Raw genomic sequence first — 21756 nt, forward strand, 5'->3', positions numbered from 1 at the left:
ATATTTCAAGAAAAAAGCCGCCTTCTAGGCGACCTCGCTTTTAACAATTCACAGTTGGTAGGATTTCTTAGGGTTATTTGCGACCAGTGGGCGTAAGTTGTCAACGAATTTCGCTGCTTCTTTCGATCCGGGAACAATATCACAAAATACTAACGAAGCTAATTTACCATTTGCATTTATGTAATTAATAATCAAATATCCGGTAATCGTTCTCTTTTTTTTGCTAATTATGCCATTATGAGCGTTACTTTTAATGGTCTGAGAAATTTTCACATCCATTTTGAAATCGGCGACACTAATCTGTTCCATTCCAATACTAAACACACTTCTGCCATTCTCTATGATTACTTTATGATCAGATAAAAATAAATGGCATTGAGATCCATTTGCGACTGGAAGACCATTGACATGACGCAAAGTTACCATCATTTTCGAACCTCTATCGGCAAGAAGTTGCTTTCTCTCCCTTTTGCCCTTAATAGTAATCCTTACTCCAAAAACAATGATCAACGCTAGCACGGCTATAAAAACCAATCCAGCCGTTATTGCAATGGTTATCTCGAGTTCGGTTAAATCCTTGTATGCAGCAACCGACAAAGAAGCTCCCCTCCACCTTTTTACTATATATTACCACATCCTTCGAAAGTGGGGCTACTTCTATTCTAAAAAGATATAACCGGATTCAACAATTTTCCACTCATTATTCTACCAAACCAGCTCACACATTAATACGACATTATGTCGTCCCATTGCTGACGTAAAAGCCACTCTTTCACTTTTTCCTTTGGGGGTTCAGCTAAACGGGGCTATCGGCGAAAAATATGAAGGAGCTTGTCACGGCGTGACAGCTCCTAGAAATCCAAATGGTCAGCGTAAGCAATATTCTCTTTCGCCATCCCCTTAAATTATGTACTACTTTGTAAAGGTGCTTAGTAATGACGGCCATACGGAAAGTTTCTCACTGCAGGATGGACATATTGTTTCCCCCGCTAAATAATGCAGATGCTCGGTCAATGTTTGCTCTCCGATAGCTGCCGCCCGCTCCGCTAATGTTCGTACTTCTTCATCAGGAAATGACGTGACTGGGACAATCACTTGAGGTTCTTGACCCGTGTGAAAGACGGGATCGTGTTCAAAGGCTTGAAGAATTCCTGCTTGGTCTTCAGTAGGCCATAAATACACATCTTCCTCGCAAGCCGGACAGACGGCGACATACTCATCACCTTCACTGAACGTCATCAACATATTGGCAGGGATATATGAGCCGCGATAAGCAGCATCCGCAATAAGGATGTAACGCTTCTCTATCTCATCCATAGTTTGTTGGGCTGTATAGGCGAACACTTCCTTTGTAAGCGTCCTTAGCTTGTCAATTGCCTCTACATATTCTCTGTACAATTCAGTGCAAACAGAGCTACTTACATCCTCAGCTAGTTCAGCCCATGATGCCGGGAATGGTGCCTCATCTCTCCCATCGCGGCTTGCCTCGATGATACCGCAATTGATAAACAGTTCTTTGCGCACTTCCGCATCCGAAGTGGAGCATGCTAGCTGTGCCAAAAACGGCATCGCTGCGTAAGTAGCCGTATATATCGTGTTTTGATGGAACAAATATTCCTGAAAGAGTTCGTCAAAAACCTCTTGGCTATACTCCTGCATCAGCTTCTGCAATAACACAGGTACGTTGTCTGCAGAACCATACGGACCTTTCAGCTTACCCCATACATCGCTATCCCACTTAATCAAGCTTTCCCTCCGTTCCTAATTGCCAACTTCTACTTAATTGTATCAAATAAAAAAACTGGAACCAGTGCCCAGCATCCTATCTTACAACTAAATCGAACACATTTAGTACCGTACTTGTTCGCAACTTTTTAGCGAATTTGAGCCATTGATTGAAATAGTTAGAAAAGCACGCCATCTTTTATAAGAAGAAAGCCCGAAGATATGAGAGTTAAATAGATAGATCCTCAAGTTCTTGTCGTCCGTTGTCCGATTAAAAAACAAAAACCCGCTAGTTATGCGGGTTTTTGAATCGAGCTATATTCTTGACATCCGATGGCCGTCGCGTCCGTGGCCCGGGCCTTCAGCTTCCATAGAACCACTCCGTGGGGATGGCGGCGACGCGAAGATCGATCCTGTCTTGCAGCCGCCAGTCTGCCAGGTATTCGCAAGTCCAATAGTTCACAATCGCCGTGCCGGCGGAAGTGAACCGGCAGCCGGGATTGGAATAGGCGCGGCGTTCATCGCTCTCAATATCGCGTAGTAATTGCCATGTCCGGCCTTCATCCCGGGACACCGCCGCAGTAAGCGGGTTGCGCGGGCCATAGTGCGAGCGGAAGGACGGGTTGTACTCAGTGTTGTTCCAAATCATGAGCAAATCCCCCGTTGCCGGAATCCGGGTCAGCTCCGGACATGATTCCGGCGTGCGCAGACCGGTCGTCTGAGGCAGCGACCAGGTGATTCCCTCCGTCGTCGAAGCCGATAGGAACAAGGAGCCGAGCTGATTGCGCATGACCATGAGCACCCGGCCGTCCCTCGTCTCTTCCACATGCGGCTCCATCGCGCCGCGCATAGGCAAATGGATGCGGTGATCCGCCTCGCGCCAAGTGAGGCCATCATCATCGCTCAACAAGACGGCGATGGCGAAGCTGTATTCGGGCGGGGGTGCCCCCTCGACCGGAGAGGCGGTCGGCAGCAGCAGCCGCCCGGAGTTCAGCCGCTTCACGACTGCATTGCATAGGTTGTATGACGACCTCTTTGCGAACACGGCATACGGCCGAAAGGTAACGCCCTCGTCATCGGATTTCCATGTGTGGAAGGTGTTGTCGAAGGGCAACACGGAATGCCGCCGCATGAAGATCAACAAAATGCCGCCATCCCGGCTGCGTATCAGATTGGGCGAGTACACGTTCACATCCCCCGGCGCGGTCTCCGTCAAGACGCGATGCCGTTCCCAAGTCAAACCTCCGTCCGCGGACTCTTTCGCCGCCAGCCGCGTTTTGTCGAAATCGTCGCCTTCGCTACCGAATTCCATATAGACGAGCAGCAAGCGGCCATCCTTCAGTTCCACCACATCGCCCTCGCTCTTGCGGGCATAGTCGGGCGTGCTTTCCGATACGGTTGTAATGTACATCGCGAATTCCCCCTCATTAATCGTCTCTCGACAGCCGGCTAACTCCCTGCTTCCCCTTTTAACAGCAACCGCCACGGCTTCGGATCAGCCTTTCAGCGAACCCATCATGATGCCTTTGACAAAATATTTCTGCAGCCACGGGTAGATCAGCACGATCGGCCCAATCGACAACAGCGTGATGCCGGATCGGACGTTGCTGAGCGACAGTTCGGCCTGCTGGGCGTTATCGCTCAGCACCAGATCGTTGTATTGCTGGCTGACCGAGGTGAGCATCTCCCGCATGATGACCTGAATGACAGTCAGATCGCGGTCCCGGATATAAATCATCGCGTCGAACCAGGCATTCCAGTGGCCGACCGCTCCCCACAGGGCCACAGTCGCCAGCACGGGCGTGGACACCGGCAGAATAATTCGGAATAAAATCGTCCAGTATCCGGCGCCGTCCATGAGCGCGGATTCCTCCAGCGCGGCGTCGAGCGACATCAAATAATTGCGCATGATGATGATGCTGAATATGGCTACAGCGCCCGGGAGAATCAGAACCAGGAAATTATCCAACAGACCCAAACTTTTGATCAACAAATAAGAAGGAATCAGGCCGCCGGAGAAAAACATCGGAATAATAAAATACGCGGTCACCGTACTCCGAAACGGCAACTCCCGCTTGGCGAGCGGGTAAGCGGCCAGCACCGTAAACAGCAGCTCCAGCGCGGTCCCCGACACCGTTCTCAGGATCGAGTTCAGATAAGGCCGAATAATCTCGTCATACGAAAACAGGAACTTGTAGGCTTCCAGGGACCATGTTTTCGGCCAGAAATGAAAGCCTAACGAAGTAGCCTCCAAAGCTGTGGAGAACGACAGGATGACGACCTGCCAGAACGGGTACAGGATGAGCAGAACGAGCAGCCCCATCAACCCGATGTTCAGCGTATCGAACCACCAGCCCGGGCGCAGCCGCGCGCGAGGTCGAACAGGATGGGCCATAATTACCACACTCCGTAGTCGCTGTGTTTGCGAACGAATTGATTGACGGTGACGAGCAGGATGACGCCCACCACATTTTTGAACAAGCCGACCGCCGCGGAGTAATCGAAGCGAACCTCGAGCATCCCGACCCGGTATACGTACGTATCGATAATATCGGCCACTTCGTACACAAGCGGATTGTACAAGTTCAGAATCTGATCGAAGCCGCCCGATAAAATATTCCCCAGCCGCAAAAGAAACAAAATCGTAATGACAGGCACAAGAGACGGGATGGTGATATGGATCATTTTCTGAAAACGATTGGCCCCGTCCGATTCCGCCGCTTCATACAGCTCAGGCGAGATGGAAGCGATGGAAGCCAGGTAGATGATGGAGGCCCACCCGATCTCCTTCCACACATCCGTAATCAGAAGCAGCGGCACGAAGAACAATTTGCTGGACAAAAAGTTGATCGGCTCCCCGCCGAACAAGGTAACGACGTAATTCACAACGCCGCGCTGGGGCGACACGATTTCCACGACCATGCTGGCGACGATAACCCAGGACAGGAAGTGGGGCAAATACGAGATGCTCTGCACCGTCCGTTTGAAAAATCGGGTCCGCAACTCGTTAAGCAGCAGGGCGAACAAAATCGGCATCGTAAATCCGAATACGAGACGCACCAGGCTGATGACAAACGTATTGCGCAGCGCCCGCAAAAAGACGAAATCGTTCAGCATGGAGCGGAAATGCTCGAAGTTGTTCCACGGACTGTCCCATATCCCCAGCCCCGGGCGATAATCCTTAAATGCGATCAATACGCCGTACATCGGGGCATAATGAAACACCGCCAAATGCACGACAGGGAGCAGCAGCATTAAATAGAGCATTTTCATCCGCTTCCATTTTTTTCGGAGAACGCCCCGGTCCGCAGCGGTCCGAGGAGCGGCATGCGCCTTCATAGGTGCTTCCATAACAGGCTCCTTTCATCAAAAGCGCGGGCGATTGGCCCCGCTGGACCAGTCGCCCGCTCGCCGCCGTTATTTTTTGCGCAGGTCCGCGGTTTTAGGCGCCTTTTCCAGCTCGGCCGTCATTTCTCTGCCGCCGTTGTCCAGGTAGTTTTTCACATAATTGTCCCAAGTGGAATCGATATTCAATTCCCCGGTAATCGCCTTGAACATGTACTCGTCGGTGATCGTTTTCAGCTTGGCTGTATATTTGGCACGAAGCTCGTTATATTTCGTCTCGTTGAAGTAATCGTATCTCGCGTTCGCATAAACCGTCTTCCGGCCTGCTTCGACGCCCCAGTAAGCGTCAAGCAGCTTGAGCGTATACGAATCGTTCCAAATCGGCGTCACCGCGACGGGACGCATGACGTGATTGTAGTAAAAGACGCCTACCGCCTCCCGTTCCGCATCGTTCTTCTTGAGAATCGCTGCCGATTTTTTCGGCGTGCCTTCCCAAGCGAAGTCGACTCCTTCTTCCCCGAACTGAGTCAACATATTTCCGTCAAAATCCAGATTGATGTAGTCGAACATTTGCAGGATACGGATCAGCTTCTCATCCGAGACATCCTTGCGGATAACGGCCGAATAAGAGAAGCCGTCTACACCGTTTCCGTTGGACGGCGCGCCTTGTTTGCCGTTCGGGCCGATCGGAGGAGGAGCGAACAAAATTTTCACGCTCGGGTCCTTCAGCACGAGATTGCCCGGTGGACGGGTTTGCGTATAAGGGACCAGAGCAGCCGATTGATGCAAAGCCTGTGCGCTGCCGTATTTGCCCGTCGCGAATTTTTCCCAGCTTTTCGTCAGATTAAGCGTAGTGAATTCGGGATCGATGATGCCTCTTTTGTACCAGTCGGCCATTTGCTTCAAGTAATTCTTATAGCCGTTACTGATTGCAGAATGGAGCAGCTTGCCGTCCTCTTCCACAAACTGCCCCAACCCGAAACCGAATGCGCCCATAAGCGTGGCCTGGGTATTGGACGGAGATTCATAGTCGAGCATCGGGCCGTACGTATCCTTCTTGCCGTTGCCGTCCGGGTCCTGATTGACGAACGCCTCGTACATCTTCGTTTCTTCCTCGATCGTGAACGCCTCGGTGGTGTAGTAGATGCGCTCCAACCCGCCTGACGTGCCAAGCTGCGTTACGGTCCCCTTCGGCTTGATGCCGAGTTTCTCCATCCAGTCGAGCCGGTACGCCTGCCCCCAGAACTGATTGACCGTCGTATCGACGTAACCGGTGAGCGCATAAAATTCATCTGTCTTGCCCGGCACCAAATTCACCTTGAAGCCGGTTCCGTACGAGTCTAGCAAGGCGGCGTATTTCGGAGCATACTTGACGATCATCTCTTTGGGGATGCTGCGGGTCACGCCGTCGCGATACAGCTTGCTCGGATCGTCCAGCGTGTAGGCGTAGTCCGGCAGCTCGCCGGAGGCGACCATCAGGTTGCGCTGCTCGGCGCTGTTGATGTCGATTTTCCGGTTGATCAGCTTCACGTTGAATTTCTTTTCGAGCATCTGCTGGATCTTGTTGTTGTCCTCGACCTTGCCCCGGGCCCCTTGTCCGACCCAACTGATCTCCAGCTTCTTGGACATGGCATCCGCCGTTGCCGCTGGCGTCCCTGTCCCGGGAGCGGCCGTTGGGCTGGCGGACTCCGGACTGCCTGAGCTTGAGCAAGCGCTCGTAACGACCAGCAGGATACCTAGCGTGACGGCCAATGATTTTTTGCCTGCCATTGTACAATCCCCCTAACATGAATGTGATACAAGTCAAGTATAGATAATTTCGGAGGGCGGCCATGACAAGATCATTCGAACTTCCTAACACAATTTTCACCTATTTGTATCCGCTTCCACGGATTCGTCCCGCACATAGGGCAGCTTCAAGATCACAGCGGCCCCATGCGGCTCGGCGCGGGACATCGTGATGCCATACTGCTCGCCAAAATGCAGTTGAATGCGGCTGTTCACGTTATATAGTCCTACCTTTCCGCGATCTCTGCGCTCCAGGTTGTCTTGAATGGCTGCCAGCTTCTCGTCCGCAAGCCACGGCCCGTTATCCGTAACGGCGATCCGCACAGCGTCGCCCTCGCGGGTGATGGAGATAGAGATTTGCACTTGATCCGCGCCTGACTGGAGCGTATGCCGAATGGCGTTCTCTAACAAGGGCTGCAGGATCATTTTCACCACGATGCCGTTCAGCAGTTCCTCGTCGATCTGCCACTCGCAGCGGATTTTATCCTTATAACGGAAGCTCATGATCCGAATATACGTTTTCGCATAAGCCACCTCATCGCGCAGCGGCGTAACCTGGCTCTCCTTGCCCATAGCGTACCGGAACAGCCGGCTGAGCAAACCGATCATCGTGACCGCGCCATCACGCTCCCCCTTCTCGATCATATACATCACGATCTCCAGCGTATTATGCAGAAAATGCGGGTTGATTTGGGCCTGCAGCGCCTCAAGCTGCGTCTCCTTCTTCTCGTATTCCAGCTGCAGCCGTTCGTTCTGGGCCGTCAGCTTCTCCTCCACCAATTGTCCGATCTGCTCCAGCAACAAATTGAATGAATCCCGGAGCTGCTCAACCTCGTCGATCGCATAACGAGCGTCCGAGGGGAAACGTCCTTCAGGACCCAGATCCATCCGGACAACTTTCCATTGAAGCAAAGAGAGCGGCCGGATAAGATATTGGGACATCAAATAAGAGGCGAGCAATATCAGTAAAAAGATAATAATGAATAAATAAATGTCATCGTAGATCAAACCGATCGCCTGCCCGCGAACGGTGGCTGCGTCGAAAACCGTGACCAAATACCAGGGAAGCCCGCTCAGCTTGCTCGAGAAATATAAAACTGCAGAATTCCGCTGCGATAACGCATTCAGTTCTCCGGGAGGAACCGGCAGCTTGGACATTTGTCCCACTTTCTCGACCTCCGGGTGCGAGAGGATGCGCCCGTCCTGATGGACGATGAACGCTTCGCTGCCGTTCCCGTTCAGCTCGGCATACAGGCTGGAGAGGAACACGCCGCTCACATCGGCCTTCAGAAAGCCGAGCGGTTCCGGCGATATCTGAATGTTCACGACAGCCATGCCGAGGCTTACCGTGGACGAGCCGGTCTCGGCTGGCGGCAGCCAATCATGCATATTTTTGCGCTTGGTCATCATGTTCTCGTACAGCGAGCTGTCCATACGCGGCGCTTGCTTGCGGCGGTTCGTATAGATCAGCCGGTTGCTTACATCGTACAAGCTTACAACGTCTTCGCTAAGAGAGGAATACGTGCCAGTGACCAGAAGATCGTCCATCTTCCCCCTATTCTCCTCCACAGGGTCCTCCGCATATTCGGCGACCCAGGCATTATAAGCAAGCCAGCTCAATGCCGATTCCTTCTGCTTCACGAATAACTCCAGCCGATGCGCGGACTTCTCGAACAACACGGAATACGTCTGCTGCACTTCCTTCGACACCATCCGCGTAGACTTGATATAGAACAGCATGACGAACAGCAGAATCGGCAGCAAAATCGTCAACAGAAAATAAACGAAGAACCGTTCCCTCATCGTCGTGATCCGCGTGTTGCCGGGCCAGCCGTTCCCGGTATCCCAGCGATCCTCCAACCGCTCGAACCCGCGAATCCAGCGAATGAGACCGTGAAGCGGACGCAAAATGTTTTTGCCAATCCAGCGGGAGAAGATGTAGGACAGCAAAGCGCTGCCCAGCAAGGTCAGGATAGAATACCAGGCGATGATCCTAATTTGGCTGCGGTGAAAATCGATCTCGGGTTCGACGAAAACGAGACGAAACCCGTTGAAGCCAAGCGGACGAAATTCATAGCGCTGCCCGTGCAGCGAGAACGTCTGCGCGTCCAAGCCACCGCCGTTCCGAAGCTGCTGAGGGAAGTCCGCGTCCAACCCGTCGCCGCGATAGAGCAGCTTTCCATCCTCTCCTATAATGGCGAGGGAGTCGGCATACGGAATTTGCGTCTTCAACGCGCTTGCGCTCAGCAGCATGAACATTAGCCCGATCTGCTCGCCATTCGCATCGTTCAGACGGCAGACGAAATACATCGAGCCTTCGAGCGGATCGATCATGTCTATCAGAAGCGGATTGTCGATGCGGTCGCGGTCGAGATGAAACAAGTCATACGTTCGGCCCGGAGGCACGAACACGATTTGATCCTGCTCCATATACAGGGGGAGCCGGTTGCCGTCGAGGAAATATTCCACATATTTGAGATTCGAACTAAACTGCTGCTGCTGTGTCATGACCATCACATGCTCGATGGAAGCGTTTCCGATTTTGAAGTTGGTAATCGCAGTCTGCAAGCTTTTGGCCACAGTGAAGCGCTCGTAGGAGGACGTGCGGTTGTCCGACAGCTTGCGGACGGAATCGATCAGCAGCTCGTGATTGCGGAAGCCGTCGAAAGATTTGTAAAGGTCCTCGAACTGTTTGCGCACGTCCGCCGAAGCTTGGTTCAGCTTCATCGAGTGGATCAAATTGATCTTCTCCGCAAGAATGTGCTTGGTCTTATTGTAGAGGACGGTTCCGATGACCAGCAGCAGGACCGTCGTTACGCCAAGAGAGAACAGCATAAGGAAATGCGTGAATTTGATCGCAGGACGTTTCATCATGGCTCAAATCCTGCCGGTTTTCCGCCGCTCCGGGCGAGCTCTCGATACGTTTGCGGCGTGACACCGTTCAGCCGCTTGAACAGTTTATTGAAATAAGAGAAGTTGCTGTAGCCAACCTGTATGGACACTTCGTACACTTTTTCGTCCGTCTCCACCAGCAGGCTCCGCGCTTTGTGAATGCGAAGCTCGTTCACATAGTCCACGAAGCTGAGCCCCATCTCGCGTTTGAACAGGGAGCTGAAGTAATTGGGGTTCATGTAGAGGAATTCGGCCACATCTTCCAGGCGGAGCTTTACTTCGTAGTGTTCGTCGATATAACGCTTGGCTGCCAGAACGTACGGATTGCCCGGCTTCGGATAGAGCTTCTCATTACCGGGCGCCTTGTCCACATGGCTGGTATGGGGGTATTCCTGGCGAAGCTCCTCCGCCACGGTTTGCAGCAGCTCGACGAACTCCTCGCGAATGATCGGCTTGAGCAGATAACCCTTGACGCCCAGACGGATCGCCTGCTGCGCATACTTGAAGTCGTCGTAGGCGCTCATGACCAGGAGCTTCGTGCGCGGCTCCTGCTCTTTGATGATCTGAATTAACTCCAGGCCGCTCATGCCGGGCATGAGTATATCGGTGAGCAGCGCATGCGGCTTGGCCGAACGGAACAGCTCCAGCGCCTGCTCCCCGTTCTCCGTGCTGCCCACGACTTCGAAGCCGATTTCTCTCCAGGGCATATGATTGGCCAATCGTTCTCGAATGTAAGGCTCGTCGTCCGCAATCAGTACGCGATACATGATCCGTCCTCTCCTTCGCTCATGAAGCTCGGCCTTGAATGTAGGCTCATTATATCAAGGAACGGAGCGGGTCGGGAAGTCTTGCACGGCGCAAATCGCGTTTCAAGCGAAACATGTGAAAATCGTAATATGAAACCTGATGATTGTGTTATGTAAGCGCTTAAAACATTGATTATACTTGACCTGTATAAAATCCAAGGGGAAAAGGTGGAATGTACGAATGGGCATGATTCGAATGTCGACTTGGAAAGATCTTGTTTTGGCGGTTGTGCTGGCAAGTTCTTGCGTATTGGGGATTGCGAGGCCGGCTTCCGCGTACGGCAGCGCTGCGAGTTGGAAAACAAGCTTTGACAATCTCCTCGCTTTAGGAGATACCCCTACCTATCATTACGGATACACGGATTTGGCTGACGATGCTTTCTTGGCCCAGAACGGGAACTATACGCTTGCTGCTCTGCGGCGCATGTATGAGGTGACGGGGCAAACGAGCTATTTGCAAAAATTGAGCACATACACAGACAACATGTTCAGCCATATCGGCGATGTGGACGGCGACGGGTTCCTTGGCTGGGGTTCGACCTACTATAGCCCCACCAATCAATACGAAGAATATCTTCTCCATCGCGGCGCAATGGTATATGAATTCGCCAAGTTCATCCAGCTTGTTCGGGCGGACAGCAGTATCGCCGGCGCGACGAATCCGCAAGGCATCACTTACGGATCGCAGGCGAACGCGATGGAAACCCTTATCAACAGCGACTTGATTCCGGCGTTCGACAACAGCTGGTCGAATCAGTACAATGTCTATCTCGATAATCTCCATGCGGGTCTTTCCTTGCCGTACAATCAGTATCTGGCTATGGCGTCGGCTCAATTGGAGATGGCTAAGCTTGATCTGGACGCGCATAAGCACTATTTGACGTGGGCGGACGGCATGACGGCCAAATGGCATTATTGGCTGACGCTGGACGGAACAGGCTACCATTGGAACTATTGGGATCGGTTAACCCCGGCAGATAATCATACGGTTCGTCTGGAGGATTGGAGCCACACGACGATCGATTTTATGCATGCCCTTACAGATTACACTCGGGGCGGGAAATTCAATACGGCGGCGATGACCCGGCTTGCCAACACGATTTACAACAATATGTGGAACGGAAGTACGACAGCCCCGAAATTATCGTATTACGTAAACGGCAGCGGTTCTTATACCGGACAGTTCACGCTGCAAATCGGGGATATGGAGAGATGGAAGCCGGGGATATGGGCGTTGTTCGAAAAGGAGATGTCGTTGAGAAGTTTAAGCACATTCTCGGCGAGATCTTTGAACGACATCGCCATCCTGTACCAGCTGCATCCCGATCACGGGACGCCTGGATCGTTCTCGCTCGCCAGTCCGGGCAACGGAGCGACCGGCCGCAACCTGGATCTCGCCTTTTCCTGGACGCCTTCGGTGAACGCCGCCGACTATACGCTGCAAGTTTCCACCGTGAGCAATTTCGCAACCCTGACCGCCGAAGTTCCCAAGATTATCGGGACGAGCGCGATGTTGACGGGCTCCGTATTGTCGCCCAACACGACGTACTTCTGGCGGGTGATCGCGCGCAACGGGGCTGGGACGACCACGACCTCGGGCTCGAACAGCTTCACGACCGGATCGAACAAAACGTACACCTTGACCTTCGCCCACCGGGACAATCGAACGGGCGGCCTCGCCGGGTATCATTACAAGCAGCTGCTGATCGACGGCACGGTTGTATGGGAAAAAGACGTGACAGCGGACGCCGCCAATACGTGGCTTACGGAATCGATCGACGTGACCTCGTATCTGTCCGGCAAATCGTCCGTGGACGTAAAGCTCAGACTGTACGAGAAAAAAGCCGTTTCCAACTACACAGTCGATGTGTATTGGGACAGCGTGGCGATCACGAACACCGAAATTATGAACAGCGGGTTTGAAACGAGTCCGGATTGGTACTACACGGAGAGCAACCCTAATTTTCTCGGAGGTTTCTCCTCTACCGCCCACAGCGGGACCAAAGCGTTGTCCATGTCTTTACCTGTCAATATCCCGACGGTTATTGGCGATCATTCCTCCGTCAGTCAAAAAATTAGCGTGATAAGGTAAGTCCCATTACGAAGCAATCGGAACACATTCTTGTCATTCGTTTTTGACAAGAAAGTGTTCCGATTAAAAAGAAAACCCGCGATTTATGTGGGATTTAATCGGACAAAATTTTTGTCATACGACAATAATGCACCATAAAGTAAAACATACCGTTGGGCAATCGGACAACACCTGTTTTAGAGTATTTAGTGAAATCGAGGTTTGGGTCACCCCAACTTGGCTCCATGCTATTTGGTGTATAAATTTTATCTTTCCTTATCGCTTCCTCATCAGTATCGCGGTAAGAAGGTAGCAAAAAGAAGTAACTATAAACAACTTGAAGATACTTGGCGTCATCGCTAAGTAAAGGCTTATAGGGAGTGACCAGAAGAATGCAATGAACATAATAATACGTTTGTTAATAATTGAACCAATTAATGCTACACATGCTGGGGCTAATAGGAATAAGCCAGTTCTTACTAAAACACCACTACTAGCCGGCTCAGAATTGTATGGGTTAAAAAAGTTAAGAACTAGCCACAGTGCCATAGCTCCTAATGATGAGAACATGCCAATATATGTCCAATACTTCACCTTCCCTCCCCCTTACCAGAATTACATTATTACTCATCAAAATTGTACCATTTTTTGGAGCTATTCTGTCCGTTAATTCAACAAAAAAAAGGAAATGCATCCCTGCAAGCTCCTCATATTCGTACCAGTTAACTTAATGGATTACTACAGGCCAATATTGCTTTTATGCCCCTTGTAATGCCCTGCATCTGGGAAATCATTAAAGACAAGATTCATAAATACCTTCGAAAAATTCAAATGTTCCAGCTGATCAAATGGCACAAATCGAATATCTGTAATGTTATTATCATCATACAAGTTTGAAGGTAGGGTTATTGTACCGTTGATTTTCTTTACGCGGAATAGAAAATGAATCCGTGAAACCTGTTCTTCAGGTTTATCGCAAACGTATAATAATCTTTGAATTTCCACATTAAGTCCTGTTTCTTCGAACATTTCCCTCTTCATTGCATATTCCAGAGTCTCGCCTTGTTCAACTTTCCCTCCCGGCAGTGACCAAAACCGATTTTCATCCACTTTATCCGTGTGTTTTACTAATAGAATGCTTTTCTCTTCAATTAGAACGCCTGTAACACGAGCCTGAATAGAGTAGTTATCCATACTTCCTCCTTGATAAATCTGTTCAGCAAATGAGTTCGTTAAGAATAATTAAAACTCCTTCAGCAAATCAAACTAAACTGCTGCCAGTTAGGTGAAAAAGACCGCCAATCATGCTGGCAGCCTCGTTTTAGTTGATTATTGAACTCACGTTAGCTTTTCGAGTTTATTTCTTTTCCGATAAGATTATTCAGTATATTTGAATTTGATATTCCCGTGCATTTCCCCAAAATCCTCGATTTCTTTCGCAGTTTGCGTCCCGATCAGAATATCGGCCATCATGCCGTTGGAACGGAACCAGCCTAATCTGCGCTCCCGCTCGTTATAGAAAAGAGCGCAAAACGGATGATAATACGAGTCCAATGCCCGGAATGTACTGTTAAAACGTTGTTCCGCAAGCTTTCTCGCTTGTAACGAAGAAACCAACTCGCCCTTTAATCGACCTTTGGCGGAATGCTTCATGTGGCTGATGGCAAAAATCGCTGCAGTAATCATAATGTTTTCACAAAAAGATTCCATATTGGGTTCCCAGTACCAAGTATCATTGTCCATGAACATAATTTGTCTCTTTACCGCTGATAACGCAAAAGGCTCTTTTTTTCTCATTCGATAGACGATATTTCCGTCCGAAACATGGATCTCATTAATCGGCAAGTAGCGATCCTTCTTTTTCGAATTTCCGTCGGTCGTCAGCAGTGGATCGTTGCCGACAGTAAGATAATATATGCGCATATCGGCCGGCAATGAAACTCCTAACCTTTCTTCCGCGTCTTCGATTTGTTCTTCCGTGCAGCCAAGAGAAATATCATTGCCATGAACGATGTAGCTTAAGGTTTTCAACCATTGTTCCATATTCCGGATTTCTTCGTCAGATGCTCCGTGATTTTGAACCAATCTCGGGGCTTTGCCGTCTTTGCCATCATTCAAAACTTCGGATGAATAATACGTGCCGTAGAATTCCTTTTTGCCGCAATTATCTACTGTATATGTACCGGTTAGCTTTACCACTTCCATGCAGATTCCTCCTCGCTATAGCCTCGTCTCTATCTCAATTATAAAACTCTCTACAGATAATCCAAACTATTAAAAACCAAAATCAACCCCACGATACACATGACCCAAGAAACAGCCGATCCTGAATGCTTCGATAGCCTGGTTTGAAGCCTTACTAATGGTCTTTGCATTACTCGTCCAAATAATAAATGCAATGTAAACAGGATTAATGGCGGTAGAACCATTATGAAATTATAGCCAACTATAATTGGGAGCCACTGAAAAACTTCTAAATTTGAGGTAGTCATAAGACCAATCGCAGCAAAATACGGAAATGCTATACCTACTTCAATCAAAGATGTCGTGAAACCGAGTGCAATCATGGCTGTCTTACTTTTTGACTTTGGCCGTGGCAAATCCGTTTTTTTGCTCTTAGGGTAGTAAAAGCTGGCTATAAACAGAACTCCCCCAATGATCAGCATAACCCAACTCACAATCCGATTTTGAAAGATCGAAGAGAACGTAGCCAGTAACGCATCCAGACCTAATATGGAAGCAACGCCTACTGAAAAATAAAATGCTGCGACTGTCACTAAATAAATCATTAAGCGTGAACTTAATCGCTCCTTCTCCGTTAACAGCAAATATACCGTCACCCCTAATGTTGCAGGACTAAGCATATCCAGTAAGGCTAATCCCCCTACCATAAAAAGGAGTTCAAGAGTCACGATTCTCCTCCTTGCTCCATGGAAGAGTTCTGTATTGAAGAAATGTGAATGTCATAGGCTCGCTCCATAAAATCAAGAATTTCCTTGTCTATAGGATATAATCCCAGACTCTCAGATTGCTTTGGAGATTTCCTCAGATCCCATAATTTATTCACAAACTCGTCTTCTCCTTCGAATTCTTCCATTTGTTTTTCTATCATACGCCGTATTATGTTTTGCACTCGTGATGAAGCAGGATCATCTTTCGTATATCGTTTTATCTGACCTAGCAAAGCAATCCACTCTAAAGAATAAGGGTCTTCTCCACTCATTTTTGGGAGCTTTGTCCAAAGCTTCATTTCCTTCTCGTTAAACACGTTCTCCTTGATGGTCGGCAATCTTTTTTTATGTTGATTCGATAACTGAATAAGTTTCTGTATTGCAAGCCGTTCATCCCCTCCGTCGACTGCAATCCCATTTATCAATTCCCGCAGAGACGACTCTATACTCCTTAATCTTTCTTGCTCTTCAAGGATATACGCTAACTGGCTTTTCAAACTGTTCGACCAATTCCAATTAGAGTCGGATAACATATCTTTAATATCTTGCAACTTGTAACCCATTCCTTTTAAAAATTGGATATATTGAAGCTTCTTCAGTTCTTCTTCTGAATATAGACGATGTCCCCCTTCTGTTTTGGATGAAACCGTCAATAAGCCAATCTGATCATAGTACCTAAGTGTTCTGACTGTGATTTTAGTTTGTTTCGCAACTTCTTTGATATGAATCATTACAAACACCTCCGACGATGGATGCTAATTTTCTTTATCTTTATATACAGCGTATTTGATTAGATACCCCAATCCTAGTCCGACTAATACTCCAGAAAATGCTTGATCCAGCATAAGTCCAATCCCTGCTCCTATAATGACACATGCATAAATAAAGATATCACCTTGTTTCATATCTTCTATCTCCTTTGGTATAGATTCCTTCTTCCCTCTATTTGCCGGTTGGCCGCGCTGCCGTAAACCCGTCAAGGCCGCGAAGTGTTTATATAGCCTTGACGGTGGCTCCAAGCTCCCGCGCTGTAGCCCATTGGCTTGATTATACAAAATGACGTTACGTCACTTTCAAGTGTTTTTATGATTAAAATATACTTTGCTTGCACAACTTAGCTTGATGTTGACGCAACGTAATCTTATAAAATCATTTCACAATAATAAAGAGGTGAGGAAATGAATAAATATTACGTTTATTTCTTTGAGTGGAGATACTTTCTCTTAGTGCAAAATTCACATCAATAAATAAGACAAAACCACTCCTGACGATGGAGTGGTTGTGGAAAGTCTACACCAGTATTATTTGTATGTTATTATTTGTTCCTGTTTAGTCTCTAAAGTTGGCCACGCGCTCAGAAATACTCGTAGCTAACTCTAATAAAGTGCCAAGAACCTTTGTTGGATCTGCGCTTACATTTTGAGTAAATAACTCTTTGTTCATAATCCATTCCACTGCTTTTACTTGTGGCAACCCTGCTGACATCTCTAAAAGCTCATTGAAATTATGCGGATATTTTCCCGTTATTATTAAACGCTCTATACGCATAGCTACGCATAAAGGCTTTAATACCCATCTTTTTAGGCGGCCGTCGCATAAATGCTGGACAGGTTCTTGGGCGGTTATGTAATGACGAATACTCATCACTGCCTCGGATATAATGTTTTCAAAAAAAGGGTAAAAATCTAATAAGGAAAAGAAAATTCCGCCGATCATGGCAGCGAAACGGACATAACCTTGCATCGAGTTATTACTTGAACTTACCTTATCCACTGGTTTAATCAATTGAATATTTTGCTCAACTAATCTGCTCGTTACTTCAATAGAAAAAGAAGCAGCTGATGCAACACGCTACTCCACGCTAACGTTTCCCGATAACATAATGAATCACTCAGTTGCTGTTTAGAACCATCTATAAATGAAAATACATCAGCGCAATCAACACGTATCATATTAATATCCTTTCAGTCCGTCCGGTGCAGCGCTCCTACCAGCTCTACAAAGTGATGACCGCGCTCTTCAAAGTTACGGTATTGATCAAACGCAGTGCATGCAGGACTCAGCAGCACAGTGTCGCCCGGTTCTGCCAGCTTGTGCGCCTGCGCCACTGCCTCGGCCAGGCTTTCGCAACGGACAATAGGCGGACAACTCGGCACGCTGCGCGCCGCAGCTTCGATTTGACCGGTCGCTTCTCCGATCAACAGCAGCACCTTGACATGATCAGGCAGCATCCTAGCCATCTCGTCAAACGGTACTTTCTTATCTCGACCTCCCGCGATCAACAGCACTCGGCCCACATGTGCATGCAGCGTGGCGACGGTACGGGCGGGACTTGAGCCGATTGAATTGTTGTAATATTGAACGCCGCCCACAGTTGCCACCCACTGATTTCGGTGCTCCACGCCGACGAAGTTGCGCACCGTCTCCAGGATTGCTTCATCCGACACGGTCCCCCGCACAGCAGTCATGGCAGCCATAACATTTTCCACGTTATACCATCCCGGCAATCGAATGTCACTGATGGGTAATAGACCGTCGATTACGCCATCGCGGACAGTGTGCCCGCCGAAATACATGGTTTTTCCTCGCCCTCGCAGTGCGGCGGTCGCCGGATTATCGCCGTTTAGGACGGCAAAGTCGTCAGCACTCTGAAAATCCAGCAGACGACGCTTGGCGGCGGAATATTCATCCATACCACGGTGCCAGTCGAGGTGATTGGGCGAGAGGTTGGTAATCACCGCCACATGGGGAGAGCGCGTCATGTCCATCAGTTGGAAGCTGGACAGTTCGACCGCACACGCGTCTAGCGGAGTCATCTCGCCCGCGCGCGTCAACAGTGGCGTGCCAATGTTGCCACCCAGATGTACCGTACGACCTCCGTCAGCCAGCATGTCTGCTATCAGCGACGTGGTGGTGGTCTTACCGTCCGAACCGGTTACGCCGAAAATGGGACAAGGACACAACGCAAAAAACTCCTCCATCTCACTGGTCACACGGCTACCGCCAGCTCGGGCCGAGTCCAGTGCCGGATGGTCTGGACGCATGCCCGGAGTGCGGAACACCACGTCACCTTCAACGCGATCCAGATAATTCTCCCCTAGCTGCAACCTGACGCCCAGATTGTCCCATTCCTCCCGGGGTAGTGCCGGATTGCGGTCACGCACGGTGACTCGCGCCCGAGCCGAGCACAGCATGCGGATCAGCGGTGAATTGCTGACGCCGGCGCCGATGATAGTTACGTCCTGACCGGCCAACGATTGGATATAGGTTTCGAAAGCGAAATTCATAGGCACCTCCGATTAGAAAATGTCATTATATAGAATATACCACATATTGGAACTCCCCCGCCCGTTAGTTGAGAAACGGCAGCCGATCAGTCTTACCTGCTACCGTCATGTATTTGTTAAGCTATTGTTTTCACTTATCCTAAGTGACGGGGGGATGAAATCTTCACTTCATTTCCCGTTAATAAGGAGTCTTCTTCTAATCTCCTTTACCAACAAGTTTTTCTCCTCCTCCGATATTCCATCAGCACTCAATTTTCGAGCAGCAATAGGAACAATCCAAGACTCCACCTCTGCATATCCAATACCGGACAGCCTTTCGTACTCATCCATGAAGATACGGATGCTGGATTCACGCGTTTTATTTAAACCATCCTTGGCTTGAATCGGAAAATCTGATAGTAATATTGCATATCTAACCATAATGATATATTCGGCCAAGTCCGCTTCCGGGTTCCCTGTCGATGAATTGTTCCAATCAATAATTATGGCTTCGTTATCTCTAAAAATTACGTTGCCTGGATTTGGATCTCCATGACAAAGCTGTTGTTTCATCGGTAATTGATCCAATCGGTTAATAACTGCTTCTTTTTCGTTTTCATTCAAGTATTGCGAACGAAGAATGTCATTCTTGATGTTTTCTCGCTGGCTCGGCATATTTTGAACCGAATGAGAATGGATTTGAAAAAGAAGCCGCGCTGTTATCTTGGCGTCGATATAATCGTCAAACACATTATTTGTTTCCTCTGTCGTCGCCTGTTTAGTTGATCTATCAACAAATCGCTTCAAGATGGATTCTCCATAAATTCTTTCAAACACAATGCCTGACCGGCCATCAATATTCAGAAGGTCAAATGGTTCAGGAACTGGTAGACCACAATCCCATGCAATTTGACAGTGATACAGTTCACGTTGCAAGGCAGCGACACTTGTATTTGATTTTGCTAATTTAATAATCTTATTATCATCCATCCACTCAAATACCTCTGCACATCCACCTTCGCCAATCTTCGCACCAAGTTTTTTCATTTCCTTACTCCCGTTCTAGAGAATATATAAATTTAGTTTCATGATGAAATATTCTGAGCAAAGATCGTCTTCTGTGAGTATACCACATGGAATTTTTAGTAAATCGGTCTTAGGAAGTATTCTGCCAGTATAGGTGAACAAGGCAGCCGATCTTTACAAGTGGTCACTAATCAGTTTAGAAATAAATATTCTCATCAGCCATCCTGTCCGTTACTTCAACTAATAAAGAAGGAGCCGCCTCTTGGCAAGCTCCTCTGCAATCGTAATCCATTAGATAAAAAAGACCACTCTACAGTTCTATCGTTCCTTGATGAAAATACATTTGCCATCGACCATCGATAAATTTCCATATACTGCTTCGTAAAGTCCTATTTTTTGTTGTTTTGTTTTCTAAACGATAAGTCGTTAAAACTACATCTTCCGCCAAGGGATGTACCTCACAATTAGAAAACGTAATATCCAATGGGGCGATTCCGCCTTCAACAATACAATCTGCTTTATAAATAAATTTGCCCGAACTTGCAATTTCAAAGAAACCATCTGCAAGTATTTTTGCTAATTCCTCTGGATTAGTGCGAACCCCAGCTTTTAAATGACTTTGCTCTAATTGACATATCTGTTCTTTCAACGAGGCATTATATACCATTTCTTTTCTCCTCATGAAAATATATTGGATTAATACTTCGCATTACTGCCCAATAACTTAAGAAACTGTCCGTTCTTCCATGGCAGCCTCATGGTTGGAACTTTCGTACCCGTTAGCTTAATCGTCATTTAATGGCTTCTATTGATAGCCATTGAGGAATAGCAGCTAGTGGATTTTTACGCCAATTACAATAGTTTTCAAGTTCTTCTTCTGACAAAAATTCTCCCTTATCAGTGGAATCGTCCACCCAAAATGAACCATCCTCTGCGTACATTTCCTCGATACGTCTGATGTTAAGATTTGATGATATGATGGCATTCATAATATCTTGGATGCGCCATTTAAAAGTTGGTATTTCTCCAAAAGGACCTGTCACATCGTATGGTTTTTCCACTATTAGATCGTTTCCCGCTTTTATGCCGAACGGACGCATAAAGGGATGTATATCAAACATAATGTATGTCCCATTTTTCTTTAAAACCCTTGCAATATTATTGTACATGGATGCTAAATCATTAATCCAAACATGAACGCCATTTGATGTGTACACATAATCATATTCATTGCTATTTACTTTAGATAATGTCATGGAATCATCGCATATGAACTCAATATCCCATCTATGTTTGCTTGCAATGACAAAAGCGTTTTCTATTTGCTTTTCCGAAATATCACATGAAGTTACTTTTGCTCCCATCAAATGAAAAGCAAATACCGCATGATTATCACCACTTGAAGGAACCAATACTCTTTTACCATTCAAATCCGGTACAGCCTCTTGAATCATAGAATATGTAATGCGGTGAAATGCCGACGCATGAGAAGTAATAATTCTTGTTATCACCCCATCTGATCGTTTCTTCTGATACCAAGTGTCAGACCACTCATTCCATTTATTTTTAATGATATTCTCACTACTGACCACGTAAGTCCCCCCTTTTTAATGTGCTACGACTAATTTCATTATGCATTTTTCACCATATAATGGAAAGTGATTGAATAATTAAAGTTGAACTATCCTACACGTTAGTTGAGAAACGTCAGCCTATTGTTCAGGCCGGCTGACGTTTCAAGTTTTATTGAGGTAATGTTATATAGAAAACACTTATGGAAAATTTAGATTAAACCATTGTTGGAATGGTACCGTGCGTGCTAACGAAGTACAATTGGTGGTGACAAAGAAGTATAAAAAAGGTTGGTCTTTGGAGGCGTTTTAGTC

19 protein-coding genes are annotated in these 21756 nt (G+C 47.9%); 1 reads left to right on the forward strand and 18 read right to left on the reverse strand.

Going from position 1 to position 21756, the window contains the following annotated elements; all coding sequences use genetic code 11:
* Positions 1–48: 48 nt before the first annotated feature.
* From DQG23_RS32910 to DQG23_RS32945, 8 genes are all read right to left on the reverse strand, one after another.
* Complete coding sequence (locus DQG23_RS32910) at positions 49–597, reverse strand: hypothetical protein (protein ID WP_113035277.1); 549 nt, start codon at positions 595–597, stop codon at positions 49–51.
* 315 nt (positions 598–912) lie between these two features.
* Positions 913–1746, reverse strand: a complete 834-nt coding sequence (locus DQG23_RS32915) for a hypothetical protein (protein WP_113035278.1) — start codon at positions 1744–1746, stop codon at positions 913–915.
* Between the two features lie 340 nt (positions 1747–2086).
* On the reverse strand, positions 2087–3136 hold the full coding sequence (locus DQG23_RS32920; protein WP_113035279.1) for a sialidase family protein: 1050 nt from the start codon (positions 3134–3136) through the stop codon (positions 2087–2089).
* Between the two features lie 84 nt (positions 3137–3220).
* Positions 3221–4120 carry a carbohydrate ABC transporter permease gene (locus tag DQG23_RS32925; RefSeq protein WP_113035280.1) on the reverse strand — a complete coding sequence of 300 codons (900 nt, stop codon included), beginning with the start codon at positions 4118–4120 and terminating at the stop codon, positions 3221–3223.
* Between the two features lie 2 nt (positions 4121–4122).
* On the reverse strand, positions 4123–5076 hold the full coding sequence (locus DQG23_RS32930; protein ID WP_113035281.1) for an ABC transporter permease: 954 nt from the start codon (positions 5074–5076) through the stop codon (positions 4123–4125).
* A gap of 66 nt (positions 5077–5142) precedes the next feature.
* Complete coding sequence (locus tag DQG23_RS32935) at positions 5143–6840, reverse strand: type 2 periplasmic-binding domain-containing protein (RefSeq protein WP_113035282.1); 1698 nt, start codon at positions 6838–6840, stop codon at positions 5143–5145.
* Positions 6841–6936: 96 nt separating this feature from the next.
* On the reverse strand, positions 6937–9732 hold the full coding sequence (locus DQG23_RS32940; protein WP_113035283.1) for a cache domain-containing sensor histidine kinase: 2796 nt from the start codon (positions 9730–9732) through the stop codon (positions 6937–6939).
* Positions 9729–10517, reverse strand: coding sequence for a response regulator transcription factor (locus tag DQG23_RS32945; RefSeq protein ID WP_113035284.1), 789 nt, complete (start codon positions 10515–10517; stop codon positions 9729–9731). Before DQG23_RS32945 ends, DQG23_RS32940 begins: the two co-directional genes overlap by 4 nt.
* Before the next feature lie 220 nt (positions 10518–10737).
* On the opposite strand from DQG23_RS32945, the gene DQG23_RS32950 reads away from it, so the two are divergent.
* On the forward strand, positions 10738–12648 hold the full coding sequence (locus DQG23_RS32950) for a fibronectin type III domain-containing protein (RefSeq protein WP_113035285.1): 1911 nt from the start codon (positions 10738–10740) through the stop codon (positions 12646–12648).
* A 717-nt stretch (positions 12649–13365) separates the two neighbouring features.
* On the opposite strand, the gene DQG23_RS32955 is transcribed toward DQG23_RS32950, so the two are convergent.
* From DQG23_RS32955 to DQG23_RS32995, 10 genes are all read right to left on the reverse strand, one after another.
* Positions 13366–13821, reverse strand: a complete 456-nt coding sequence (locus tag DQG23_RS32955; RefSeq protein WP_113035286.1) for an NUDIX domain-containing protein — start codon at positions 13819–13821, stop codon at positions 13366–13368.
* 183 nt (positions 13822–14004) lie between these two features.
* A complete protein-coding gene (locus DQG23_RS32960; RefSeq protein WP_113035287.1) occupies positions 14005–14832 on the reverse strand; it encodes an SMI1/KNR4 family protein in 828 nt (275 codons plus the stop codon).
* A gap of 50 nt (positions 14833–14882) precedes the next feature.
* Complete coding sequence (locus DQG23_RS32965) at positions 14883–15539, reverse strand: GAP family protein (protein ID WP_420330264.1); 657 nt, start codon at positions 15537–15539, stop codon at positions 14883–14885.
* Positions 15536–16309 (reverse strand): MerR family transcriptional regulator, encoded by a 774-nt coding sequence (locus DQG23_RS32970; protein ID WP_113035288.1) that lies wholly within the window; start codon positions 16307–16309, stop codon positions 15536–15538. Before DQG23_RS32970 ends, DQG23_RS32965 begins: the two co-directional genes overlap by 4 nt.
* 24 nt (positions 16310–16333) lie before the next feature.
* A complete protein-coding gene (locus DQG23_RS42660) occupies positions 16334–16483 on the reverse strand; it encodes a hypothetical protein (protein WP_192894663.1) in 150 nt (49 codons plus the stop codon).
* Positions 16484–16907: 424 nt separating this feature from the next.
* Positions 16908–17363, reverse strand: coding sequence for a hypothetical protein (locus tag DQG23_RS32975; RefSeq protein WP_146762428.1), 456 nt, complete (start codon positions 17361–17363; stop codon positions 16908–16910).
* A gap of 179 nt (positions 17364–17542) precedes the next feature.
* Positions 17543–18865, reverse strand: coding sequence for a UDP-N-acetylmuramoyl-L-alanine--D-glutamate ligase (gene murD, locus DQG23_RS32980; protein ID WP_113035290.1), 1323 nt, complete (start codon positions 18863–18865; stop codon positions 17543–17545).
* Positions 18866–19033: 168 nt separating this feature from the next.
* Positions 19034–19891, reverse strand: a complete 858-nt coding sequence (locus DQG23_RS32985; RefSeq protein ID WP_113035291.1) for an aminoglycoside phosphotransferase family protein — start codon at positions 19889–19891, stop codon at positions 19034–19036.
* Between the two features lie 289 nt (positions 19892–20180).
* A complete protein-coding gene (locus DQG23_RS32990) occupies positions 20181–20537 on the reverse strand; it encodes a nuclear transport factor 2 family protein (RefSeq protein WP_113035292.1) in 357 nt (118 codons plus the stop codon).
* Between the two features lie 124 nt (positions 20538–20661).
* Positions 20662–21462, reverse strand: coding sequence for a class I SAM-dependent methyltransferase (locus DQG23_RS32995; RefSeq protein ID WP_113035293.1), 801 nt, complete (start codon positions 21460–21462; stop codon positions 20662–20664).
* Positions 21463–21756 lie beyond the last annotated feature (294 nt).

The organism is Paenibacillus contaminans (genome assembly GCF_003285015.1).
Lineage (GTDB): Bacteria > Bacillota > Bacilli > Paenibacillales > NBRC-103111 > Paenibacillus_V > Paenibacillus_V contaminans.

What these genes read in the sequence shown, in the direction of transcription:
- DQG23_RS32920 (WP_113035279.1), bottom strand. Translation starts at nt 3,136, where the DNA reads ATGTACATTACAACCGTATCGGAAAGCACGCCCGACTATGCCCGCAAG.
- DQG23_RS32925 (WP_113035280.1), bottom strand. Translation starts at nt 4,120, where the DNA reads ATGGCCCATCCTGTTCGACCTCGCGCGCGGCTGCGCCCGGGCTGGTGG.
- DQG23_RS32930 (WP_113035281.1), bottom strand. Translation starts at nt 5,076, where the DNA reads ATGGAAGCACCTATGAAGGCGCATGCCGCTCCTCGGACCGCTGCGGAC.
- DQG23_RS32935 (WP_113035282.1), bottom strand. Translation starts at nt 6,840, where the DNA reads ATGGCAGGCAAAAAATCATTGGCCGTCACGCTAGGTATCCTGCTGGTC.
- DQG23_RS32940 (WP_113035283.1), bottom strand. Translation starts at nt 9,732, where the DNA reads ATGATGAAACGTCCTGCGATCAAATTCACGCATTTCCTTATGCTGTTC.
- DQG23_RS32945 (WP_113035284.1), bottom strand. Translation starts at nt 10,517, where the DNA reads ATGTATCGCGTACTGATTGCGGACGACGAGCCTTACATTCGAGAACGA.
- DQG23_RS32950 (WP_113035285.1), top strand. Translation starts at nt 10,738, where the DNA reads ATGGGCATGATTCGAATGTCGACTTGGAAAGATCTTGTTTTGGCGGTT.
- DQG23_RS32955 (WP_113035286.1), bottom strand. Translation starts at nt 13,821, where the DNA reads ATGGATAACTACTCTATTCAGGCTCGTGTTACAGGCGTTCTAATTGAA.
- DQG23_RS32960 (WP_113035287.1), bottom strand. Translation starts at nt 14,832, where the DNA reads ATGGAAGTGGTAAAGCTAACCGGTACATATACAGTAGATAATTGCGGC.
- DQG23_RS32970 (WP_113035288.1), bottom strand. Translation starts at nt 16,309, where the DNA reads ATGATTCATATCAAAGAAGTTGCGAAACAAACTAAAATCACAGTCAGA.
- DQG23_RS42660 (WP_192894663.1), bottom strand. Translation starts at nt 16,483, where the DNA reads ATGAAACAAGGTGATATCTTTATTTATGCATGTGTCATTATAGGAGCA.
- murD (WP_113035290.1), bottom strand. Translation starts at nt 18,865, where the DNA reads ATGAATTTCGCTTTCGAAACCTATATCCAATCGTTGGCCGGTCAGGAC.
- DQG23_RS32985 (WP_113035291.1), bottom strand. Translation starts at nt 19,891, where the DNA reads ATGAAAAAACTTGGTGCGAAGATTGGCGAAGGTGGATGTGCAGAGGTA.
- DQG23_RS32990 (WP_113035292.1), bottom strand. Translation starts at nt 20,537, where the DNA reads ATGGTATATAATGCCTCGTTGAAAGAACAGATATGTCAATTAGAGCAA.